The organism is Rhizobacter sp. Root404, from assembly GCF_001425865.1.
Classification (GTDB): domain Bacteria; phylum Pseudomonadota; class Gammaproteobacteria; order Burkholderiales; family Burkholderiaceae_C; genus LMDS01.
In genome coordinates, this window is sequence record NZ_LMDS01000007.1 from 13,434 (window position 1) to 31,871 (window position 18,438).

Consider the following 18,438-nt stretch of genomic DNA (forward strand, 5'->3'; position numbering starts at 1 on the left):
CTCAGCGCGCGAGCTGCGCGCGCATCGCGTCGATCACCGCCTTGTAGTCCGGCTGGCCGAAGATCGCACTGCCGGCGACGAAGGTATCGGCACCGGCATCGGCCACTGCGCGGATGTTGTCGGCCTTGATGCCGCCGTCGACCTCGAGCCGGATGTCGCGGCCGCTGGCCTCGATCAGCCGGCGGATCTTCTCGATCTTCTTCAACGCGCCCGGGATGAAGCTCTGCCCGCCGAAGCCCGGGTTCACGCTCATCACCAGGATCACGTCGAGCTGGTCGATCGTCCAGTCCAGCACCTCGAGCGACGCGGCCGGGTTGAACACGAGCCCGGCGCTGCAGCCCTCGGCGCGGATCAGCTGCAGCGTGCGGTCCACGTGCAGGCTGGCCTCGGGGTGGAACAGGATGTGGTCGGCACCGGCCTTCGCGAACGCGACCGCGAGCACATCGACCGGCTGCACCATCAGGTGCACGTCGATCGGCACCTTGGCGCCGTCGGCGCGCACCGCGTGCTTGCGCAGCGCCTCGCAGACCATCGGGCCGAAGCTCAGGTTCGGCACGTAGTGGTTGTCCATCACGTCGAAGTGGATCCAGTCGGCGCCGGCCGCGATCACCTCGCGCAGCTCGTCGCCCAGCTTCGCGAAGTCGGCGGCAAGGATGCTCGGGGAGATGCGGTAGGTGCGTGTCGACATGAGGGTCCGTCCGGTTTCGGCGGGATTCTAGGTGGCCGCATCGCGTTGCTGCCAGAATCGCCCGCATGTCGAACGACCCCTCGAAAGCCGAACTGACCAGCACGGTCAGCGTGCGCCATCTGCCCGAACAGTCGGACGCGTCGACCGGCCGAAACGCCTTCGCCTACACCGTGACGATTCGTAACACGGGCGAGGTCACCGCGCAGTTGATCGCACGGCACTGGATCGTCACCGATGCGAACGGCCAGGTCGACGAGGTGCGCGGCCTCGCGGTCGTCGGCCACCAGCCGCTGCTCAAGCCCGGCGAGACCTTCGAGTACACCAGCTGGACATTGCTCGCGACGCCGCAGGGCACGATGCGCGGCACCTTCTTCTGCATGACCGAGGACGCCCACCCGTTCGACGCGCCGGTCGAAGAGTTCGGCCTGACCCTGGCGTCGGCACTCCACTGATGGCGAAAGGCAAAGGCGGCGTCTCCCACTGGGACCTCACGGCGCTGCTCAACGCGGCCGACCCGAAGGCCGGGCTCCCTGAACGCCACCTGTGGTTGATCCGCCTGCTGGAGTGGCTGCGCCACGCGCCGGTCGATGCGCCGCCTCGCGCCGAGGCCACCACGCCGATGCCGGTGCTGCGTTTGAAGCACCTGCTGGGCGTGCTCGACCGCCACCCCGAGCACCACGAGCGCGTGACCGGGCTGCTGCGCCGGATCTGGGCCGAGGTGGACAACGCTGCGCTGCTGGCCGATTTCGGTTTCGCCCCGCGGATGGACCTGTGGGGCGAGCTCGGCCGGCGCCTGCGCGCCCGCGTGCTGCCGCTGACGCCCGCGACCACCGACCTCGGCGAACTCTTCGCGCTGCTGTTCCCCGACAAGAACGACGCCGCCTGGTTGCTCGCGATCGACAACGGCACGCTCGAACGCCTGCGCACCTACGTCGCGCCGGTGCGCGGCACGCTGGTGTGGCGCCATCCGTTCCTCGACGCCATCGTCTTCCTCGCGAGCGCGGTGCGGGCCGCGGGCTTCTCGCCGGCGCTGCGCCAACGCATGAGCGCCGAGCTGCTGGTGAACCAGCCGTTCCGGCAGCTCGCGCGCGTGGCCGAGCAGTTCAGCGACCACGCGCAGGCCGCCGATGCCAGCAGCGAGGCCGCGCTGCTGCAGGAGGCGCAGTACCTGCGTGCGCTGCTCGACCAATGCCGGCGTTGCGCCGAGAGCGTGCACGAGCACCTCGAAGCACACGGCGTCTCGGTGGATGTCGTGTTCGAGGTCGATCAGCTGCGCGAGCGCACCCACCGCATCGACGCGTTGCTCACCTGCGTGATCAGCCCCGAGCCGGCGCGCGAGATCACGCGGCTGATCGCCAACCTGGTGCAGGTGGCCGACGACGGGCGCAGCATCCGCGGGCTGATGTCCAGCCACTACTCGCTGCTGGCGCGCAAGGTCGCCGAGCGCAGCGCCGAGACCGGGCAGCACTACATCACCCGCGACATGCCCGAGTACCGGCGCATGCTGCGCGCGGCGGCCGGCGGCGGCTCGGTGCTGGCGGCCACCACCTTCATCAAGTTCGCGGTGCTCGCGCTCGCGCTGTCGCCGTTCTGGGGCGGTTTCTGGGCCGGCGTCAACTACGCGGCCAGCTTCGTGCTGATCCAGCTGCTGCACTTCACGGTCGCGACCAAGCAGCCGGCGATGACGGCGCCGGCGATGGCCGAGAAGCTCGCCGACCTGTCGAGCGACGAGAACGTCGAGGGGTTCGTCGACGAAGTCGCGCAGCTGATCCGTTCGCAGGCCGCCGGCATCTTCGGCAACCTCGCGCTGGTGGCGCCGATCGTGCTCGCGGTGCAGCTCGGCTGGCAGGCCGCGTTCGGTGCGCCGCTGGTCGGGCACCGGGATGCGCAGCATGTGCTGGAGTCGCTGACGTTGCTGGGCCCGACCGCGCTGTTCGCCGCGTTCACCGGCGTGTTGCTGTTCGCGAGTTCGCTGATCGCCGGCTGGGTCGAGAACTGGTTCGTCTGGCACCGGCTCGACAGCGCGATCGCGTGGAACCCGCGCATCGTCGCGCGCCTGGGCGCCCGCCGCGCGGCGCGCTGGGGCGCGTACTGGCGCGCCAACATCTCGGGCTTCGCGTCGAACACGTCGCTGGGCATGATGCTCGGCGTGCTGCCTGTCGTCGCGCTGTTCTTCGGCGTGCCGCTCGAAGTGCGGCATGTCACGCTGTCGACCGGCCAGGTCGCTGCGGCGGTCGGCGCCGAAGGGGTCGGCCTGATGGCGACCGCACCGTTCTGGTGGTGCGTCGCCGGCATCGCGGTGACCGGCGTGCTGAACCTGACGGTGAGCTTCCTGATGGCCTTCCGCGTCGCGCTGCGCTCGCGCGGCATCCGGCTGGTCGACCGCAGCCGGATCTACCGCGCGATCCGGGCCCGGCTCTGGCACCGGCCGCTGTCGTTCATCTGGCCCACGCGGTGATCACGTGTCGCGATCGCGCTCGCCCTTGCTGCGCCCGTGGAACATCGTCCACCAGACGATCAGCACGAGCAGCGCGACGGCGCCGAGCGCTTCGAGAAAGAGTACCCACATGTCCCACATCCTTCGCCGCCTGCCGGCGTCATTGATCATCAAGCGCCTGCTGGCGCCGGCGATTCTAGGCACGCTCGTCGCCTGCTCCACGCCGCTGCCGCCGGTCGCACCGGTGCCGCGGCCGGTCGACCCGAACGTCGTGCCGACCAACCCGTTCCCGGTGCCGATGGTCAACGCGACGATCGTGCGCGCGAAGGCGCGCTGGGTGCCGGTGGACTGGGCCGAGCTGCCCGGCTTCGAGGCCGACCGCAGCAGCGAGCTCTGGCCGGCGCTGTTGCGCGGCTGCGAGCGCCCGGCGTTCGACTGGGCCGCGCTGTGCGAGCAGGCGCGGGCCGCGTCCACGCCGGCGTTCAGCGACGACGCGACGCGGACCTGGCTGCGGCAACGCCTGCAGCCGTACCGCGTCGAGTCACTCGACAGCGCACCCGAGGGCCTGATGACAGGCTACTTCGAGCCGCTGGTCGACGCGGTGCGCAAGCCGCGCGGCGCGTTCCGCGTGCCGCTGTACGGCCCGCCGGCCGACCTGGCGACGCGCAAGCCGTACTGGACGCGCCAGCAGATCGATTCGATGCCGGCTGCCCAGGCCAGCCTGCGCGGTCGCGCGATCGCCTGGGTGGCCGACCCGCTCGATGCGCTGATCCTGCAGATCCAGGGCTCGGGGCGGCTCAACATCGTCGAGCCGAACGGGCGCAAGACGCTGGTGCGCGTGGCGTTCGCCGGCCACAACGACCACCCGTACAAGTCGGTCGGCCGCTGGCTGATCGACCAGGGCGAGCTGACCGCCGCGCAGGCCTCGTGGCCCGGCATCAAGGCCTGGGCGCGCGCGAACCCGAAGCGCATCAACGAGATGCTGTGGGCCAATCCGCGCACCGTCTTCTTCCGCGAGGAGCCGCTGCCCGACCCGCAGGCCGGCCCGAGAGGCGCGCAGGGTGCGCCGCTGACGCCGGGCCGCTCGATCGCGGTCGACCCGCTGGCGATCCCGTACGGCACGCCGGTCTGGCTCGACAGCACCGAGCCGCTGTCCACCACGCCGCTGCGCCGCCTGGCGATGGCGCAGGACACCGGCAGCGCGATCACCGGCGCGGTGCGCGCCGACTACTTCTGGGGCTGGGGCGAGACCGCCGAGAACCAGGCCGGGCGCATGAAGCAGCCGCTGCGGATGTGGGTGCTTTGGCCGAAGCCGTGACGGCGTGAAAGATTCGCCGGCAGACTGCGACCTAAGGCCTCATTTCGAAGGAGACACGTCATGACCCGCCGCCCCCTGCTCGCCCTGCTCGGCACGTTCGGCTTCGCCGCGAGCGCCGCTCGCGCGCAATCGTCGGGGCCGAAGATCGAACCGCTGCGCCTGACCGACGCCGAGTGGCAGAAGCGCCTGGCGCCCGCCGCGTACCAGGTGCTGCGCCACGAAGGCACCGAGCGCGCCGGCACCAGCCCGCTCGACCACGAGAAGCGCAAGGGCGTGTTCCATTGCGCCGGCTGCGAGCTGGCGTTGTTCTCGTCCGACACCAAGTTCGACAGCGGCACCGGCTGGCCGAGCTTCTTCGCGCCGCTGCCCGGCGCGGTCGCGACCAAGACCGATTTCAAGCTGATCGCGCCGCGCACCGAGTACCACTGCGCGCGCTGCGAAGGCCACCAGGGCCATGTGTTCGACGACGGCCCGCGGCCGACCGGCAAGCGCTACTGCAACAACGGCGTGGCGCTGAAGTTCGTGCCGGCCTGACGCAGGTCCTCGAGCCAGCGCTCGAACGCCGCGTCGCGCTCGTCCGGCGGCATGCGCAGCAGCGCCGACGGGTGCAGCGTGACCAGCACGCGCAGGCCGTCGGCGCGCGCCAGCCACCGGCCGCGCTCCTTCATCACCGCGACCGGCCGTCCGAGCAGCGCGCGCGCCGCGGTGGCGCCGAGCGCGACGATCGCCTGCGGCGCGACCAGGGCGATCTCGCTCTCCAGCCAGTGCAGGCACGCCGCGACCTCCTGCTGCGCCGGCGTCTTGTGGATGCGCCGCTGGCCGCGCAGCTCGTACTTGAAGTGGCGCACTGCGTTGGTCAGGTAGAGCGCGTCGCGCGGCCAGCCGAGCGCCGCGAGCGCGCGGTCGAGCAGCTGGCCGGCCGGGCCGACGAACGGGCGGCCGCGCAGGTCTTCCCGGTCGCCCGGCTGTTCGCCGACCAGCATCAGCTGCGCCTGCGCCGGCCCTTCGCCGTTGACGACCTGCGTCGCGAGCGCGCCGAGCGGGCACTCGCGGCAGTACGAGGTCGCGTCGAACAGCGCGGGCAGCGAGCCCGGCGCATGGGCCCCGACCGGGCGCTGGTCGACACGCAACGCCGTGGAGGCGGCCGGCCGTCGCCTGCTCGGCTCGCTCGCGGCCTTTTCGACCATGCGGTGGCTGCGTTCGGCAGAAGACGCCGACAGCGGATGGATCAGCGCGGCCTCGGGCAGGTTCTTCCAGTATCGGCGCGGCATTTCCTTCTCCATCATCGCGACCTTCAGGCGCGCCGGGTTGAAGATGTTCGCGTAATAGGTGAGCCACAACTGCTCGGCCGCATCGGCCGGCGGCGCGTCCTCGCGGCGCGCGCCGGGGCCGTACACGAGTCCGGTGCCGTCCCAGCGCACGCAGCGCTCGGGCGTCAGGATCGCCCAGTGCATCTGCGCGAAGCGGCGCGCGAAGAACGGAGCCGTGGCCTCGACAATGTGGTGCGCCGGCTCGAACCACGCGACGTGCTGCAAAGCGGCGCCGCCTTCGCCGGTCGACGGCAGCGGGCGGAAACGCACGAACGCGGTCATCTTGTGCATCTCGCGCCGCACCGTGCGCGCCATCTGCTCGACCGACATGCGGTCGGGATCGAGCGGGTCATCGCGCAGCGCGGGCTCATGCACCAGGCGCCAGAGCAACCGGTACAGCAACCCGAAGCGGTTCGGGTCGGCGTGCAGCGCGGCGCGCTCGCACAGCGGCACGAAGAACGCGGGCACGCGGACGGTCGGTGACGGCGCGGCTGGCGCCGCCGACGGAGGTTCGACGGGTGCGTCGGCGAACAGGTCGCCGTCCGCCCGCGACCGCACCTGCCACTCGACCCGCTCCGGTGCCACGCCGTCGACCAGCAGGCCGCGCGCCGCGTCGCGAAAGCCCGCGACATCGGCCTCGCCCGCGAGCACGACGACCCGCTCAGCCATCAGAACAGCGATTGCTGCTGCGGCTTCGGCCGCAACCGAGCCGCGAGGTCGGCAGCGTCCAGGCCGTGCGCGGCGCCGTGCCCCGGCAGCGTGACGAACGGCAGCACCTGGCGCAACGGAACGTTCAGCCGCGACAGGTCGTCCATCCGCAGCGCACGCGCGCGCCGCGCCTGCAGCAGCCGCTTGACCGAGGTCACGCCGAGCCCGGGCACGCGCAGCAGCATCTCCTTCGGCGCGCGGTTCAGGTCGACCGGAAAACGCTCGCGGTGCGCCAGCGCCCAGGCCAGCTTGGGGTCGATGTCGAGCGCCAGCATGCCGTCGGCGGCACCGACAATCTCGTCGTGCGCGAAGCCGTAGAAGCGCATCAGCCAGTCGGCCTGGTACAGGCGGTGTTCGCGCACCAGCGGCGGCGCGGCCAGCGGCAACTCGCGCGAGGCGTCGGGAATCGGGCTGAAGGCCGAGTAGTAGACGCGCCTGAGGCGGTACGAGCCGTACAGCGTCGCGCTGGTGCTCAGGATGCTGCGGTCGTCGGCCGCGTCGGCACCGACGATCATCTGCGTGCTCTGCCCGGCCGGCGCGAAGCGCGGCGGCTTCGCACGCTTCGGCTGGATGGCCGGTTGCGACGCGGCGGGCTGCGGCCTGGCGGCCTCCTTGGCGTCGTCGATGTGGATGCGCAGGCGCGCCATCGAACGGCGGATCGCCGGGCCGTCCTTTTCGGGCGCCAGCGCGACCAGACCGGTGTCGGTCGGCAGTTCGATGTTGATGCTCAGGCGGTCGGCGTAACGCCCGGCGCGCGCCAGCAACTCCGGGCTGGCCTCGGGAATCGTCTTCAGGTGGATGTAGCCTCGGAAGTCGTGGTCCTCGCGCAGCACCCGCGCGACCTCGACCACCTGCTCCATCGTGTAGTCCGGGCTGCGGATGATGCCGGAGCTCAGGAACAGGCCCTCGATGCAGTTGCGGCGATAGAAGTCCAGCGTCAGCGCGACCACCTCATCGACCGTGAAGCGCGCGCGCGGCACGTTGCTGGTGACCCGGTTGATGCAGTACAGGCAGTCGTACAGGCAGTGGTTGGTCAGCAGGACCTTCAGCAGCGAGATGCAGCGGCCGTCCGGCGCATAGCTGTGGCAGATGCCGGCGCCCTCGGTCGAGCCGATGCCGCGGCCGCCGCGCGAATCGCGCGTGGTCGTGCCGCTGGACGCGCACGAGGCGTCGTACTTGGCGGCGTCGGCCAGGATGGCGAGTTTGCGGTCGAGTTCCAAGGCGGGTCAGGCGAAAAGCTGTACGAATATACAGTTCCCGACCGACCCTTGACGGTGCGCGGGTTCACCGCGCGCACACCTTCAGGCGGGCACCGAGGCCGCGTCCTTCATCGTCGAGGCGAGCACGCCGTACACGTCGATCCAGGCGGTCTCGACTTCCGGCGTCCACGCGGCGCCGAGGCCTTGCTGCAGGGTCTTGAGCAGCGCGTCGCCGACGACCTCGTAGTGCTCCTCCTTCACGCCGTAGCCGGCGTGGCGCTGGCCGAGCTGGCGCAGCGTGGGCAGCAGCACCTCGGGCGTATCCAGCGTCGCGACGGCCACACCGATCATCTGCATCAGCTTGGTGCCCTGCTCGACCATGTCGCCGCGGAACAGCGCCCGCAGCACCGGATCGGCCTCGAACAGGTTGGCGTAGAACAGCTCGGCCGCCTGCGGCGCGATCGGTTCGACGAGGTCGAAGCTCTCCCTCACCAGCGAGATCGTGTGGTCGTTCATCGCAAATCCTCCGAACGGTGCGTGGGGACGGTGTCGCCGCGTTTGCATGCAAGCGCGATGCCGCCCCGGCGCGGTGCGCGGAGGAAGGTGCGTCGGGCGCGTCAGCGGGCGAGGAAGTCGCGCACCAGCGCGGTGGTCGCGCGCGGGTTCTCTTCCATGATCCAGTGGCCTGAATCGGGCACGATGCCTTCGGTCACGTTGTCGGCCCCGGCGCGCATCACGGTGGCCATCATCGGCCCGAACGACTTCTCTCCGCCGACCGCAAGCACCGGCATCTTCAACCGGTCGCGCGCCAGCCAGGCCCGGTTGTCGATCGCGTCCTGGTCGAACGCCGCGAACTGCGCGAAGCCGGCGTGCATCGCGCCCGGCTGCGCGTACAGCGCGGCATAGTGGCGGCGCGCCGCTTCGCCGAAGCGCGCCGGCGTGGCCGAGAACTCGTTCCAGAACCGGTCAAGGTAGATGCGCTCGCGGCCGGCCACCAGACGCTCCATGTCCGGCCCGCCGAAGCGGAAGTGCCACAGCAGCGGGTTCTTGAGAATCTCCTCCCACGGCCCGACGCCAGGCACCGGCGCATCGATCAGCACCAGGCGGCGCACCCGCTGCGGGTTCTGGGCCGCGAACTGGAACGCGACCATGTTGCCGATGTCGTGCGCCACCACGTCGGCCTCGCGCACCCCGTACGCCTCGAGCACGCCCGCGATGTCGACCGCCTGGGTCTTCTTGTCGTAGCCACCGGCGGGACGGGCCGAGCGGCCCATGCCGCGCAGGTCGGGCACGATCACGGTGTGGTCGCGGGCCAGGTCCGCCGCCAGCGGCACCCACATATCGCCGGTCTCGCCGTAGCCGTGCAGCAGCACGACGGCCGGGCCGCTGCCGCCCGAGCGCACATGGAGCGTGGTGCCGTTGGCCGCGACCTCGCGCAGCTTGAATCCGGTCGGGAAGGCGAAGCCGGCATCCGCGGCGGACGCCGGCATGGCCAGCGTGACGAGGCAGGCGGCCCAGAGGGACAACAGGTGGCGCATCGGATTCTCCTGAGTGATGAAACTGCCGCGAAGTCTGCGCCGCACGCTCGCGCTCGACCAGCCCGGACAGGATTCAATCAGCTTCAACCAGCGGTTTAAGATGCCGCATGTCCAACCTGCAGCACCTGATCTCGTTCGTGCAGACGGCCGAGCACGGCAGCTTCTCCGCGGCCGCACGCAGCCTGGGGCTGACGCCCGCCGGCGTCAGCAAGAACGTCGCACGGCTCGAAGCCGGGCTCGGCGTGCGGCTGTTCCACCGCAGCACGCGCCGGCTGTCGCTGACCGAGAGCGGCGAGCGCTTCCTGCGCCAGGTCGATCAACCGCTCGGTGCGCTGCGCGGCGCGATGACCGGCGTGCGCGAGCGCGACGAGGCCCCGGCCGGCACCCTGAAGGTCAGCATGGGCCAGGCCTTCGGGCGCCGCTTCGTCGTGCCGCTGCTCGGCGAGTTCCTGCAGCGCTACCCGGCGATCGTGCCGGACTGGCATTTCGACAACCGCGCCGTCGACCTGATCGGCGAAGGCTTCGACGCGGCGATCGGCGGCGGCTTCGAACTCACCCCCGGCGTCGTCGCGCGCGAGCTGGCGCGGGTGCACATCGTCGCGGTCGCGTCGCCCGGGTACCTCGCCGGCCGACCGACGCCGCGCCAGCCGGAGGACCTGGCCGGGTTCGACGGCATCATGCGCCGCTCGTCGCCCACCGGCCGCGTGCGGCCCTGGACGCTGCGCTCGCGCCGCGGCGTCGACCAGCCGGTGCCGTGCCGCCCGCGCGTCGTGTTCAGCGACCCGGAGGCCATCGCCGAGGCGGCCTTGCTCGGCCTCGGCGTCGCGCTGCTGCCGATGCCGTTCGCGTTCGCGGCCATCGCCGGCGGCACCCTGGTGCGGCTGCTGCCCGGCTGGTACCACGATGCCGGCCCCCTCTCGCTGTACTACCCGACCCGCCGGCTGCTGCCGGCGAAGACGCGCGTGTTCGCCGACTACCTCACCGAGCGCTTCCGCGACGCCGGGTTCGCACGGCTGGTCGACGGCCGCTGAGGCCGGCGGCCGCCGTTTCGAGAAGCGACAATCCGCGTCTCGCCACCAAGGAGCAGGCAATGGCCAAGGGCTACTGGATCGCGCGGGTCGACGTGAGCGACCCCGAAGGCTACAAGGCCTACGTGGCCGCGAACGCGGCGCCGCTGCAGCGCTTCGGCGCGCGCTTCCTGACGCGCGGCGGCCGCTACGAGGCCCCGGAGGGCGCGAGCCGCAGCCGCAACGTGGTGATCGAGTTCCCGTCGTACGACGCGGCGCTCGCGTGCTGGCGCTCGGCCGACTACCAGGCGGCGCTGGCGCTGCGCCAGCCGTTCTCGACCGCCGAGGTCGTCATCGTCGAAGGCTACGACGGCCCGCAGCCCTAGGCGCGCGCCCGCAGTTCGCGCACGCCCTTGCCGAGCCGGCGGCGCAGCAGGCTGCGCAGGGTCACGCCATCCGCATAGCCGATCTGCGCGGCGATCTGGTCGACGCTCTCGCTGCCGGTGCGCAGCAGGTGCAATGCACGCTCGACCCGCAGGTCCTGGAAGTACGACAGCGGCGTCTTGCCGAGCACGGCATGCATCCGTCGCGCCAGCGTGCGTTCGCTGGCACCGACCGCGCGGGCCGCGTCGTTCAGCGAGAAGCCGTGCGCCAGCCGATGGCGCGCCCAGCCCTCGAAGCGTTCGACCAGCGGGTCCGCATGTGCCAGGTGATCGGGGATCACGAACTCGGCCTGCGAGCCGCGCGGCTCGACGAGCAGGTAACGCGCGGCCAGCGCGGCCAGCGCCGGGCTGCGCTGGCGCAACACACCGAGTGCCAGGTCGAGATGCGCCATCGCCGCGCCCGCGGTCGTGAAGCCGGCCGAGTTCACCAGCATGCGGGATTCGTCGAGCGCCACCTTCGGGTAACGCTGGCGGAACATCGGCGCGAGCCACCAGGAGGTGGTCGCGCGCTGGCCGTCGAGCAGGCCGCTCTCGGCGAGCACGAAGGTGCCGGTACACGCCGCACCGAGCACCGCGGCCCCGCCCGACCAGCGCTGCAGCAGCGTCACCGCATCCGCGACGTCGGGCCGTGCGAGCCGCGCGGCGAGCGTGTCGGGCATCTTGGCGCCGAGCGCCGGCACCAGCACGACATCGGGCGGCGGCAGCGCATCGGCCGGCACGACCGGCACCGTGAGCCCCTGCGCGGTGTGCACGCGCCGCCGCACGCCGGCGAACGCGAGCTCGATCGGCGCCGGCGCATCGGGCAGCGTGGCGGCGAGTTCGTTGGCGGTGGCGAAGGTGTCGCCCAGCGCCGCGAGGCCGAGATCGAACACGCCGTCGAGGACGAGCAGGTGCAGTCGCATGGGGTCGATCGTAACGCGAGGTCGATGGCAGGAATGACATCAACGTTGTCTTTCCTGCCACTGGTCTCCAGCGCGCCGCGACACCAGACTGCACTCCTCCCCCAAGTTCACCGAAAGGAATACACCATGGTCAAGCTCGCATTGTTCGTCCGCCTCGAAGCCAAGCCCGGCCAGGAGGCGGCGGTGGCCGACTTCCTCGCCGGCGCGCTGCCGCTCGCGAATGCGGAAGCCGGCACCACGGCCTGGTTCGCGCTGAAGTTCGGCCCGTCGACGTTCGGCGTGTTCGACGCCTTCGCCGACGAAGCCGGCCGGCAGGCGCATCTGGACGGCCCGATCGCCGCGGCGCTGATGGCGAACGCCGCAGCGCTGCTCGCCGAACCGCCGAAGATCGAGAAGATCGACCTGCTCGCCGCCAAGCTGCCGGGTTGAGCCGGCGCCGGGGCGGGGCTCAGCGGGCCAGGTCCCAGAACATCATCGCGACCGCCACCGCCATCACCGCCACCGCCCCCCAGCCGAAGAAGCGGGTCTTGCGCTTGACCGGCAGCACGCCCATCACGGTCGGGTTGCCGGCCAGCAGCATCATCGCGACCATGATCGGCACCGCGACCACGCCGTTGATCACGGCGCTCCAGTAGAGCGCCTGCATCGGATCGATCGGCGTGAAGTCCAGGCCGGTGCCGACGATGGTCGCGATGCCGATGATCGCGTAGAAGCCCTTCGCCTCGCGCCAGTGGCGCTCCAGCCCCTCCGGCCAGCCGAAGGCCTCGGCCACCGCGTAGGCGGCGGACGACGCGAGCACCGGCACCGCGAGCAGCCCGGTCGCGATGATGCCGAGCGCGAACAGCGTGAATGCGAAGTCGCCGGCCAGCGGTCGCAGCGCCTCGGCGGCCTGCGCGGCGCTCTGCACGTCGGTGACGCCGGCGCCGTGGAGCACGAGCGCCGCGGTCAGCATCACGAAGAACGCGATGCCGTTCGAGAAGGTCATGCCGATCACCGTGTCCAGCCGCATGCGGCGCTTGGCGCGGCGCAGCGTCTCGCGGCTCTCGCCGCCGGCCTGCACGCCATGAAGGCGCATCTCCTCGACCTCCTGCGAGGCCTGCCAGAAGAAAAGGTAGGGCGAGATCGTGGTGCCCAGGATCGCGACGATCATCATCCAGAACGCCGAGGTCGGAATGATCTGCGGCAGCACCAGGTCGTGCAGCACCTTGGCCCACGGAATGTTCACCGTGAAGGCCGCCGCGACATAGACGAACAGCGTCAGCGTCAGCCACTTCAGGATCGGCGCGAGCCGGCGGTACGGCACGAACACCTGCAGCAACAGCGTGATCACGCCGAACGCGACCGCGTGGAAGTGCGCCCCGCCGCCGACGATCAGTTGCAGCCCCTCGCCCATCGCGGCGATGTCGGCCGCGATGTTGATCGTGTTCGCGACCAGCAGCAGCGTGACGATCGCGAACAGTAAGAACTTCGGCGTGTGCAGCCGCAGGTTCGCCGCGATGCCCTGACCCGACTGCCGGCCGATGCGCGCGCTGACCAGCTGGATGCCGATCATGAACGGGATCGTCAGGAACACGGTCCACAAGACACCCGTGCCGAACTGCGCGCCCGCCTGGGTGTAGGTGGCGATGCCGGAAGGGTCGTCGTCGGCCGCGCCGGTCACCACGCCGGGGCCGACATGGCGCAGGAAGGAAGGGATGCGGCGGTGCTGGATGGGCTGGGCACGGGACATGCGAGATGATCCCATGCAGTCGCCGGCTCCCTTCATTGCCGTGAGTAAAACTGACCCATGACGACCTCGTTGCACGCCCGCGCGCTCGGTATCGCCTTCACACTCGCCCTCGGCTGCGCCGCCGCGCCGGCGGCCGAGGTGAAGCTGCGCATCCTGGAGACCACCGACCTCCACATGAACCTGCTCAGCTACGACTACTACCAGGACGCGCCGACCGACCAGTACGGCCTGGCGCGCACGATCACGCTGATCAAGGCGGCGCGCGCCGAGGTGCCGAACAGCCTGCTGTTCGACAACGGCGACCTGCTGCAGGGCAACCCGCTCGGCGACGTGGTCGCCAAGGTCGCGCCGCTGCGCGACGGCCAGGTTCACCCGGCCTACAAGGTGATGAACCGGCTCGGCTACGACGCCGCGAACCTCGGCAACCACGACTTCAACTACGGCCTGCCGTTCCTGCGCCGGGCGCTCGCCGGCGCGGCGTTCCCGTACGTCAACGCCAACGTCTACGTCGACGACGCACAGAAGAACGGCCCGGACGCGCGCCACGCGTTCACGCCGTACGTGCTGCTCGCGCGCGAGCTGGTCGACGCGGCCGGCGCGAGGCACACGATCACCGTCGGCGTGATCGGCTTCGTGCCGCCGCAGATCATGCAGTGGGACAAGACGAACCTGGAGGGCCGCGTCGTCGTGCGCGACATCGCCGCGACCGCGCGTCGCTACGTGCCCGAGATGCGGGCGAAGGGCGCGCAGCTCGTGATCGCGATCCCGCACTCGGGTTTCGAGCGCGTCGCCGGCGGCGAGCTGGCCGAGAACGAGGTGGCCCAGCTGTCGCGCATCGCCGGGATCGACGCGATCCTGTTCGGCCACTCGCACGCCGAGTTCCCGGGCCCCGACTTCGCCGGCCGACCGAACGCCGACATCGTGCGCGGCACGATCAACGGCGTGCCCGCGGTGATGCCGGGCCGCTGGGGCGACCACCTGGGCGTGATCGACCTGACGCTCGACGACGCCGGCGGCGCCTGGAAGGTGACCGCGAGCCAGGCCTCGATCCGCCCGATCTACGACAAGGCCGCGAAGCGTTCGCTGGCCGCCGCCGACCCGATGGTCGAGCAGGCGATCGGCGCCGAGCACGCGCGCACGCTCGAGCACATCCGCGGCCAGGTGGCGGTCAGCAGCGCGCCGATCTACAGCTACTTCGCGCAGGTGGCCGACGACCCGTCGGTGCAGGTGGTCGCGAACGCGCAGCGTGCCTACGTGACCCGCGCGATCCAGGGCACCGCCTACGAGAAGCTGCCGGTGCTGTCGGCGGCCGCGCCGTTCAAGACCGGCGGGCGCCAGGGCTGGGGCTACTACACCGACATCCCGGCCGGCCCGCTGGCGTTCCGCAACGCGGCCGATCTGTACATGTACCCGAACACGCTGAAGGCGGTGCTGCTGACCGGCGCGCAGGTGCGCGAGTGGATCGAGATGTCGGCCGGGCAGTTCCGGCGCATCGACCCGGCCGGCCCGCCGCGGCAGACGCTGCTCGACGAAAGCTTCCGCTCGTACAACTTCGACACGCTGGACGGCGTGAGCTACCGCTTCGACCTGACCCGGCCGGCGCGCTACGACGGCAACGGCAAGTTGATCCACCCCGAATCCCATCGCGTGCAGGACCTGCGCTTCCAGGGCGCACCGGTGGCGCCGGAGGTGAAGTTCATCGTCGCGACCAACAACTACCGCGCGTTCGGCGGCGGCAACTTCCCCGGCCTGGACGGCAGCAACGTCGTCGTCGACTCGCCCGACGAGAACCGCCAGGTGCTGATCGACCACCTGGCGCGGACCGGCGCGGCCACGGCGGGCGGGCAGGTCAACCCGAGCGCCGACGGCAACTGGTCGATCGAGCCGGTCCCGGGCGTCGCGCTGACCTTCCGCACCGGCAGCGGGGCACTTAAGTACCTGGCGCGCCACCCGTCGATCCGGCTCGTCAAGGACAACGGCGACGGCTCGGCCACGTTCGAGATCACGCCATGAGGGCGCCTTGCACCGGGCTCCTTCTCGCGGGCCTTCTGGCCGGCTGCGCGGCGCCGCCGGACCGCGGCGCGACGATCGCGCAACTGACACGCCAGGCCGACGCCTGGGACCGCGCGATCGTCGCGAAGGACCGCGCCGGCATCGCCGCCAACATGTGCGACGACTTCCGCCAGATCGGCCCCGGCGGCGAGGTCGAGGACCGCGAATCGTTCATCCGCGACCTGCTGGCGCCCGAACTGCAGATCGACCCGTACACGGTCGAGGACTTCGAGGTCCGTCTGTACGGCGACACGGCGCTGCTCAGCGGCACGACCCGCATGACCGGCCGCTATGCCGACAAGCCGTTCGCGAGCCACTACCGCTACATCGACGTCTACGTGCGCAGCGACGGGCGCTGGAAAGTCTGCAGCGTGCAGACGACGCGGATCGCGAAGTGAGCCACGCGCCGCTCAACCCGCGCGGCGGAAGGTGAGGTTGATCCGCTGCCGCCCCAGCAGCGGATGTTCGCCGTCGGCCAGCGCCAGCACGCCGTGGAAGCGCAGCCGCGAGGGGCCGCCCCAGACGACGACATCGCCGTGGCGCAGCGACAGGCGCTGGGCCCTGTCGGTGCGCTTCAACCCGCCGAACAGGAACACCGCCGGCAGGCCGAGCGACACCGACACGATCGGCGCGCCGTGGTCGCGCTCGTCCCGGTCCTGGTGCAACGACAGCTTGGTGCCGGGCACGTAGCGGTTGATCAGGCAGGCGTCGGGCGTGAAACCGGCGAAGCCCGCGGCCGCGGCCGCCTCGCGGGCAAGTCGCATGAACGAGTCGGGCATCGGCGGCCACGGCACGCCACGATCCGGATCGACCGCGTCGTAGCGGTAGCCGCGCCGGTCGCTGAGCCAGCCGAGCGCGCCGCAATTGGTCATCGCCACCGACATGCGCAGCCCGCCCGGGGTGACGAGGTGGCGCAGCGGCGCGGCAGCGATCACCGCCGTCACGTCCGCCAGCAACCCGCCCGGCACCGCGCGGGCGAAGGCGCGCAACACGACCGCGCCGTCCGCGATCGGCTCGGTCGCCGGCTCGACATCGTCTTGTGCATCGAACAGATCGAAGGTCATGACGCCATTGAAGCATCGACGAAACGCCTCGCGATGTAACCCGACGTTTCCAGCGCGGCGCTAGGGATTGCGACCGGTCGACCCGCGGCGAACACTGCGCCGGCTCGACGCACGCGTCATTCACACACCCCAGGAGTTGCCGCATGAACCACCCGCCCCGATCCGCCGCGTTCGCCCTGACCGGCCTCGCCTTCGCCTTGCTCTGCGCGCTGCCGGCCCGCGCCGTGCCGGTGACGCCGGGCGCGGGACCCGTCGCGCTGCCGGGCACCACGGTCGCCGTCGATCCGTCCCTCGCCGGCACCGTGCTGGCGGATGTGCAATCGCACTGGGTGTCGGCGATCGATCCGTTGTACGGGTTCCCGGGTGCCGAAGGCGAACTGTTCTCGCGGGTCGTGCGCCAGACCGGCAGCGGGACGCTCGATTTCTACTGGCGCATCACCGTCGAGCCGCCGTCGTACCCGAACTTCGTGCCGACGTCGCTCGCGATCACCGGTCTCTCGCTCGCGAACTTCCTGACCGGCGCGAGCTTCGACGCGAACTACCGCACCGACGGGCTCGGCACCACGGCCCCGTCCGGCGCGTTCTCGACCGATGCCGGCAGCTTCACCTACACCTTCAGCAACCTGAGTTTCGGGCCGGGCTCGCAGAGCTATTTCCTGCTGCTGCACTCGGCCGCCACGAGCTACGACGCCTCGGCGCTCGCGACGCTCGGCGTCACCACAGTCGCGACCTTCGCGCCGACCGCGCCAATCCCCGAGCCGCAGACCTGGGCGCTGATGACCGCCGGCCTGGTCGCACTCGGCGTCGTGCGCCGGCGCACCGCGACGCGCGGCTGACGCCACCTGCGCCGGTCAGGCACCGGCCAGCGCCCGCCCCGCGCCGGTGCGCCGCTCGAGCGCCCGGCTCCCCAGTGCGACCGCGAGGCCGGCGAGCGTCAGCAGCGCCGCGACCCAGCCGAGCGCCGCCAGGCCCGGGCCGTGATCGATCACCAGCCCGCCGACCCAGGCGCCGAGCCCGTTGCCGAGGTTGAACGCCGCGATGTTCAGGCTCGACGCCAGGTTCTGGCCTGCGCCGGCGGCGTTGTCGAGCACCCGCATCTGCAGCGGTGCGACCGTCGCGAACGAGGCGATGCCGAGCAAACCGACGAACGCGATCGCCGTCACCGCGTGGCCGATCACGAACTGCATGCTGCCGAGCACCAGCGCCATCGCGACCAGGGTGCCAAGCACCGCCTTCATCGGCCCGCGGTCGGCCAGCTTGCCGCCGAGCAGGTTGCCGATCGCGAGACCGCCGCCGAACAGCAGCAGCACCGGCGAGACCGCGCCCGCCGACAGGCCGGTGAGGCGGGTCAGCAGCGGCTGGATGTAGGTGTAGACCGCGAACAGGCCGGCGAAGCCGAGCACCGTCATCGCCAAGCCGAGCCAGACCTGCGGCCGGGCCAACACGGCGAGTTCGTCGCGCAGCGGCGTCGGCTGCTCGGGCGCGCTGCGAGGCACGAACGCGGCGAGCACCGCGAACGCGATCACGCCGATCGCGGTGACGGCCCAGAAGGTCGAGCGCCAGCCGTGGTGCAGGCCGAGCCATGCGCCCGCCGGCACGCCGAGCAGCGTGGCCGCGGTCAAACCGGTGAACATGATCGCGATCGCCGAGGCGCGCCTGCTCGGCGGCACCAGCCCGGTCGCGACGACCGAGCCGACGCCGAAGAAGGTGCCGTGCGCGAGCGAGGTCAGCACTCGCGCGGCCATCAGCGCCTCGTAGGTCGGCGCCAGGGCGCAGGCCGCGTTGCCGAGCACGAAGATCGCCATCAGCGCGAGCAGCACGGTCTTGCGCGGCAGCCGGCGGGTCGCGAGCGTCAGCACCGGCGCGCCGACCGCGACGCCGAGCGCATAGCCCGAGATCAGCAGGCCGGCGCCGGCGATGGAGGTGTGGAGATCCGTCGAGACCTGCAGCAGCAGGCCCATGATGACGAATTCGGTGACGCCGATCCCGAAGGCGCCGGCGGTGAGGGCAAGGAGTGCGATGGGCATGATGCGCCGTACTTTG

Annotated in this window: 19 protein-coding genes; 10 read left to right on the forward strand and 9 right to left on the reverse strand. The window is 71.3% G+C overall.

What is annotated here, in order from left to right; translation table 11 throughout:
- Position 1 precedes the first annotated feature (1 nt).
- Positions 2–688, reverse strand: a complete 687-nt coding sequence (gene rpe / locus ASC76_RS22405) for a ribulose-phosphate 3-epimerase (RefSeq protein ID WP_056472235.1) — start codon at positions 686–688, stop codon at positions 2–4.
- Between the two features lie 65 nt (positions 689–753).
- Here rpe and apaG point away from each other — a divergent pair, with 65 nt between their 5' ends.
- The 4 genes from apaG (at position 754) to msrB (ending at position 4,977) form a co-directional block, all read left to right on the forward strand.
- Positions 754–1,140: a Co2+/Mg2+ efflux protein ApaG gene (gene apaG / locus ASC76_RS22410; RefSeq protein WP_056472238.1), complete on the forward strand. Its 387-nt coding sequence runs from the start codon at positions 754–756 to the stop codon at positions 1,138–1,140.
- Complete coding sequence (locus tag ASC76_RS22415; protein WP_056472242.1) at positions 1,140–3,146, forward strand: site-specific recombinase; 2,007 nt, start codon at positions 1,140–1,142, stop codon at positions 3,144–3,146. Before apaG ends, ASC76_RS22415 begins: the two co-directional genes overlap by 1 nt.
- A 109-nt stretch (positions 3,147–3,255) precedes the next feature.
- A complete protein-coding gene (locus tag ASC76_RS22420) occupies positions 3,256–4,443 on the forward strand; it encodes a murein transglycosylase A (RefSeq protein ID WP_082549397.1) in 1,188 nt (395 codons plus the stop codon).
- Between the two features lie 60 nt (positions 4,444–4,503).
- Entirely contained in the window at positions 4,504–4,977 is a 474-nt protein-coding gene (gene msrB, locus ASC76_RS22425) for a peptide-methionine (R)-S-oxide reductase MsrB (protein WP_056472245.1), read from the forward strand.
- Here msrB and ASC76_RS22430 read toward each other — a convergent pair.
- The 4 genes from ASC76_RS22430 to ASC76_RS22445 form a co-directional block, all read right to left on the reverse strand.
- Positions 4,935–6,422 carry a UdgX family uracil-DNA binding protein gene (locus ASC76_RS22430; protein ID WP_056472248.1) on the reverse strand — a complete coding sequence of 496 codons (1,488 nt, stop codon included), beginning with the start codon at positions 6,420–6,422 and terminating at the stop codon, positions 4,935–4,937. The genes msrB and ASC76_RS22430 overlap by 43 nt on opposite strands.
- Positions 6,422–7,681: a putative DNA modification/repair radical SAM protein gene (locus tag ASC76_RS22435; protein ID WP_056472251.1), complete on the reverse strand. Its 1,260-nt coding sequence runs from the start codon at positions 7,679–7,681 to the stop codon at positions 6,422–6,424. Before ASC76_RS22435 ends, ASC76_RS22430 begins: the two co-directional genes overlap by 1 nt.
- A gap of 81 nt (positions 7,682–7,762) precedes the next feature.
- A complete protein-coding gene (locus ASC76_RS22440) occupies positions 7,763–8,176 on the reverse strand; it encodes a globin family protein (protein ID WP_056472255.1) in 414 nt (137 codons plus the stop codon).
- A gap of 101 nt (positions 8,177–8,277) precedes the next feature.
- Entirely contained in the window at positions 8,278–9,198 is a 921-nt protein-coding gene (locus ASC76_RS22445; RefSeq protein ID WP_056472258.1) for an alpha/beta fold hydrolase, read from the reverse strand.
- A 107-nt stretch (positions 9,199–9,305) separates the two neighbouring features.
- On the opposite strand from ASC76_RS22445, the gene ASC76_RS22450 reads away from it, so the two are divergent.
- Together ASC76_RS22450 and ASC76_RS22455 are read left to right on the forward strand one after the other, a co-directional pair.
- The gene (locus ASC76_RS22450; protein WP_056472260.1) at positions 9,306–10,229 is read left to right on the forward strand and encodes a LysR family transcriptional regulator; all 924 of its coding nucleotides are present in this window, start codon (positions 9,306–9,308) and stop codon (positions 10,227–10,229) included.
- Positions 10,230–10,288: 59 nt separating this feature from the next.
- Positions 10,289–10,591 carry a DUF1330 domain-containing protein gene (locus ASC76_RS22455; protein WP_056472263.1) on the forward strand — a complete coding sequence of 101 codons (303 nt, stop codon included), beginning with the start codon at positions 10,289–10,291 and terminating at the stop codon, positions 10,589–10,591.
- Here the strand turns inward: ASC76_RS22455 and ASC76_RS22460 are convergent.
- Positions 10,588–11,550, reverse strand: a complete 963-nt coding sequence (locus ASC76_RS22460; RefSeq protein WP_056472265.1) for a GlxA family transcriptional regulator — start codon at positions 11,548–11,550, stop codon at positions 10,588–10,590. The genes ASC76_RS22455 and ASC76_RS22460 overlap by 4 nt on opposite strands.
- A gap of 126 nt (positions 11,551–11,676) precedes the next feature.
- Here ASC76_RS22460 and ASC76_RS22465 point away from each other — a divergent pair, with 126 nt between their 5' ends.
- On the forward strand, positions 11,677–11,979 hold the full coding sequence (locus ASC76_RS22465; protein ID WP_056472269.1) for a putative quinol monooxygenase: 303 nt from the start codon (positions 11,677–11,679) through the stop codon (positions 11,977–11,979).
- Positions 11,980–11,998: 19 nt separating this feature from the next.
- On the opposite strand, the gene ASC76_RS22470 is transcribed toward ASC76_RS22465, so the two are convergent.
- Positions 11,999–13,279 (reverse strand): NRAMP family divalent metal transporter, encoded by a 1,281-nt coding sequence (locus tag ASC76_RS22470; RefSeq protein ID WP_056472271.1) that lies wholly within the window; start codon positions 13,277–13,279, stop codon positions 11,999–12,001.
- 57 nt (positions 13,280–13,336) lie between these two features.
- Between ASC76_RS22470 and ASC76_RS22475 the strand changes: the two genes are divergently transcribed.
- Positions 13,337–15,292 (forward strand): bifunctional 2',3'-cyclic-nucleotide 2'-phosphodiesterase/3'-nucleotidase, encoded by a 1,956-nt coding sequence (locus tag ASC76_RS22475; protein WP_056472272.1) that lies wholly within the window; start codon positions 13,337–13,339, stop codon positions 15,290–15,292.
- Positions 15,289–15,729 (forward strand): nuclear transport factor 2 family protein, encoded by a 441-nt coding sequence (locus ASC76_RS22480; RefSeq protein WP_056472275.1) that lies wholly within the window; start codon positions 15,289–15,291, stop codon positions 15,727–15,729. Before ASC76_RS22475 ends, ASC76_RS22480 begins: the two co-directional genes overlap by 4 nt.
- A gap of 12 nt (positions 15,730–15,741) precedes the next feature.
- Here ASC76_RS22480 and alkB read toward each other — a convergent pair whose 3' ends face one another.
- A complete protein-coding gene (gene alkB / locus ASC76_RS22485) occupies positions 15,742–16,395 on the reverse strand; it encodes a DNA oxidative demethylase AlkB (protein WP_056472279.1) in 654 nt (217 codons plus the stop codon).
- A gap of 143 nt (positions 16,396–16,538) precedes the next feature.
- On the opposite strand from alkB, the gene ASC76_RS22490 reads away from it, so the two are divergent.
- A complete protein-coding gene (locus ASC76_RS22490; RefSeq protein WP_056472282.1) occupies positions 16,539–17,231 on the forward strand; it encodes a PEP-CTERM sorting domain-containing protein in 693 nt (230 codons plus the stop codon).
- Positions 17,232–17,246: 15 nt separating this feature from the next.
- On the opposite strand, the gene ASC76_RS22495 is transcribed toward ASC76_RS22490, so the two are convergent.
- Entirely contained in the window at positions 17,247–18,422 is a 1,176-nt protein-coding gene (locus tag ASC76_RS22495; protein ID WP_056472283.1) for an MFS transporter, read from the reverse strand.
- Positions 18,423–18,438 lie beyond the last annotated feature (16 nt).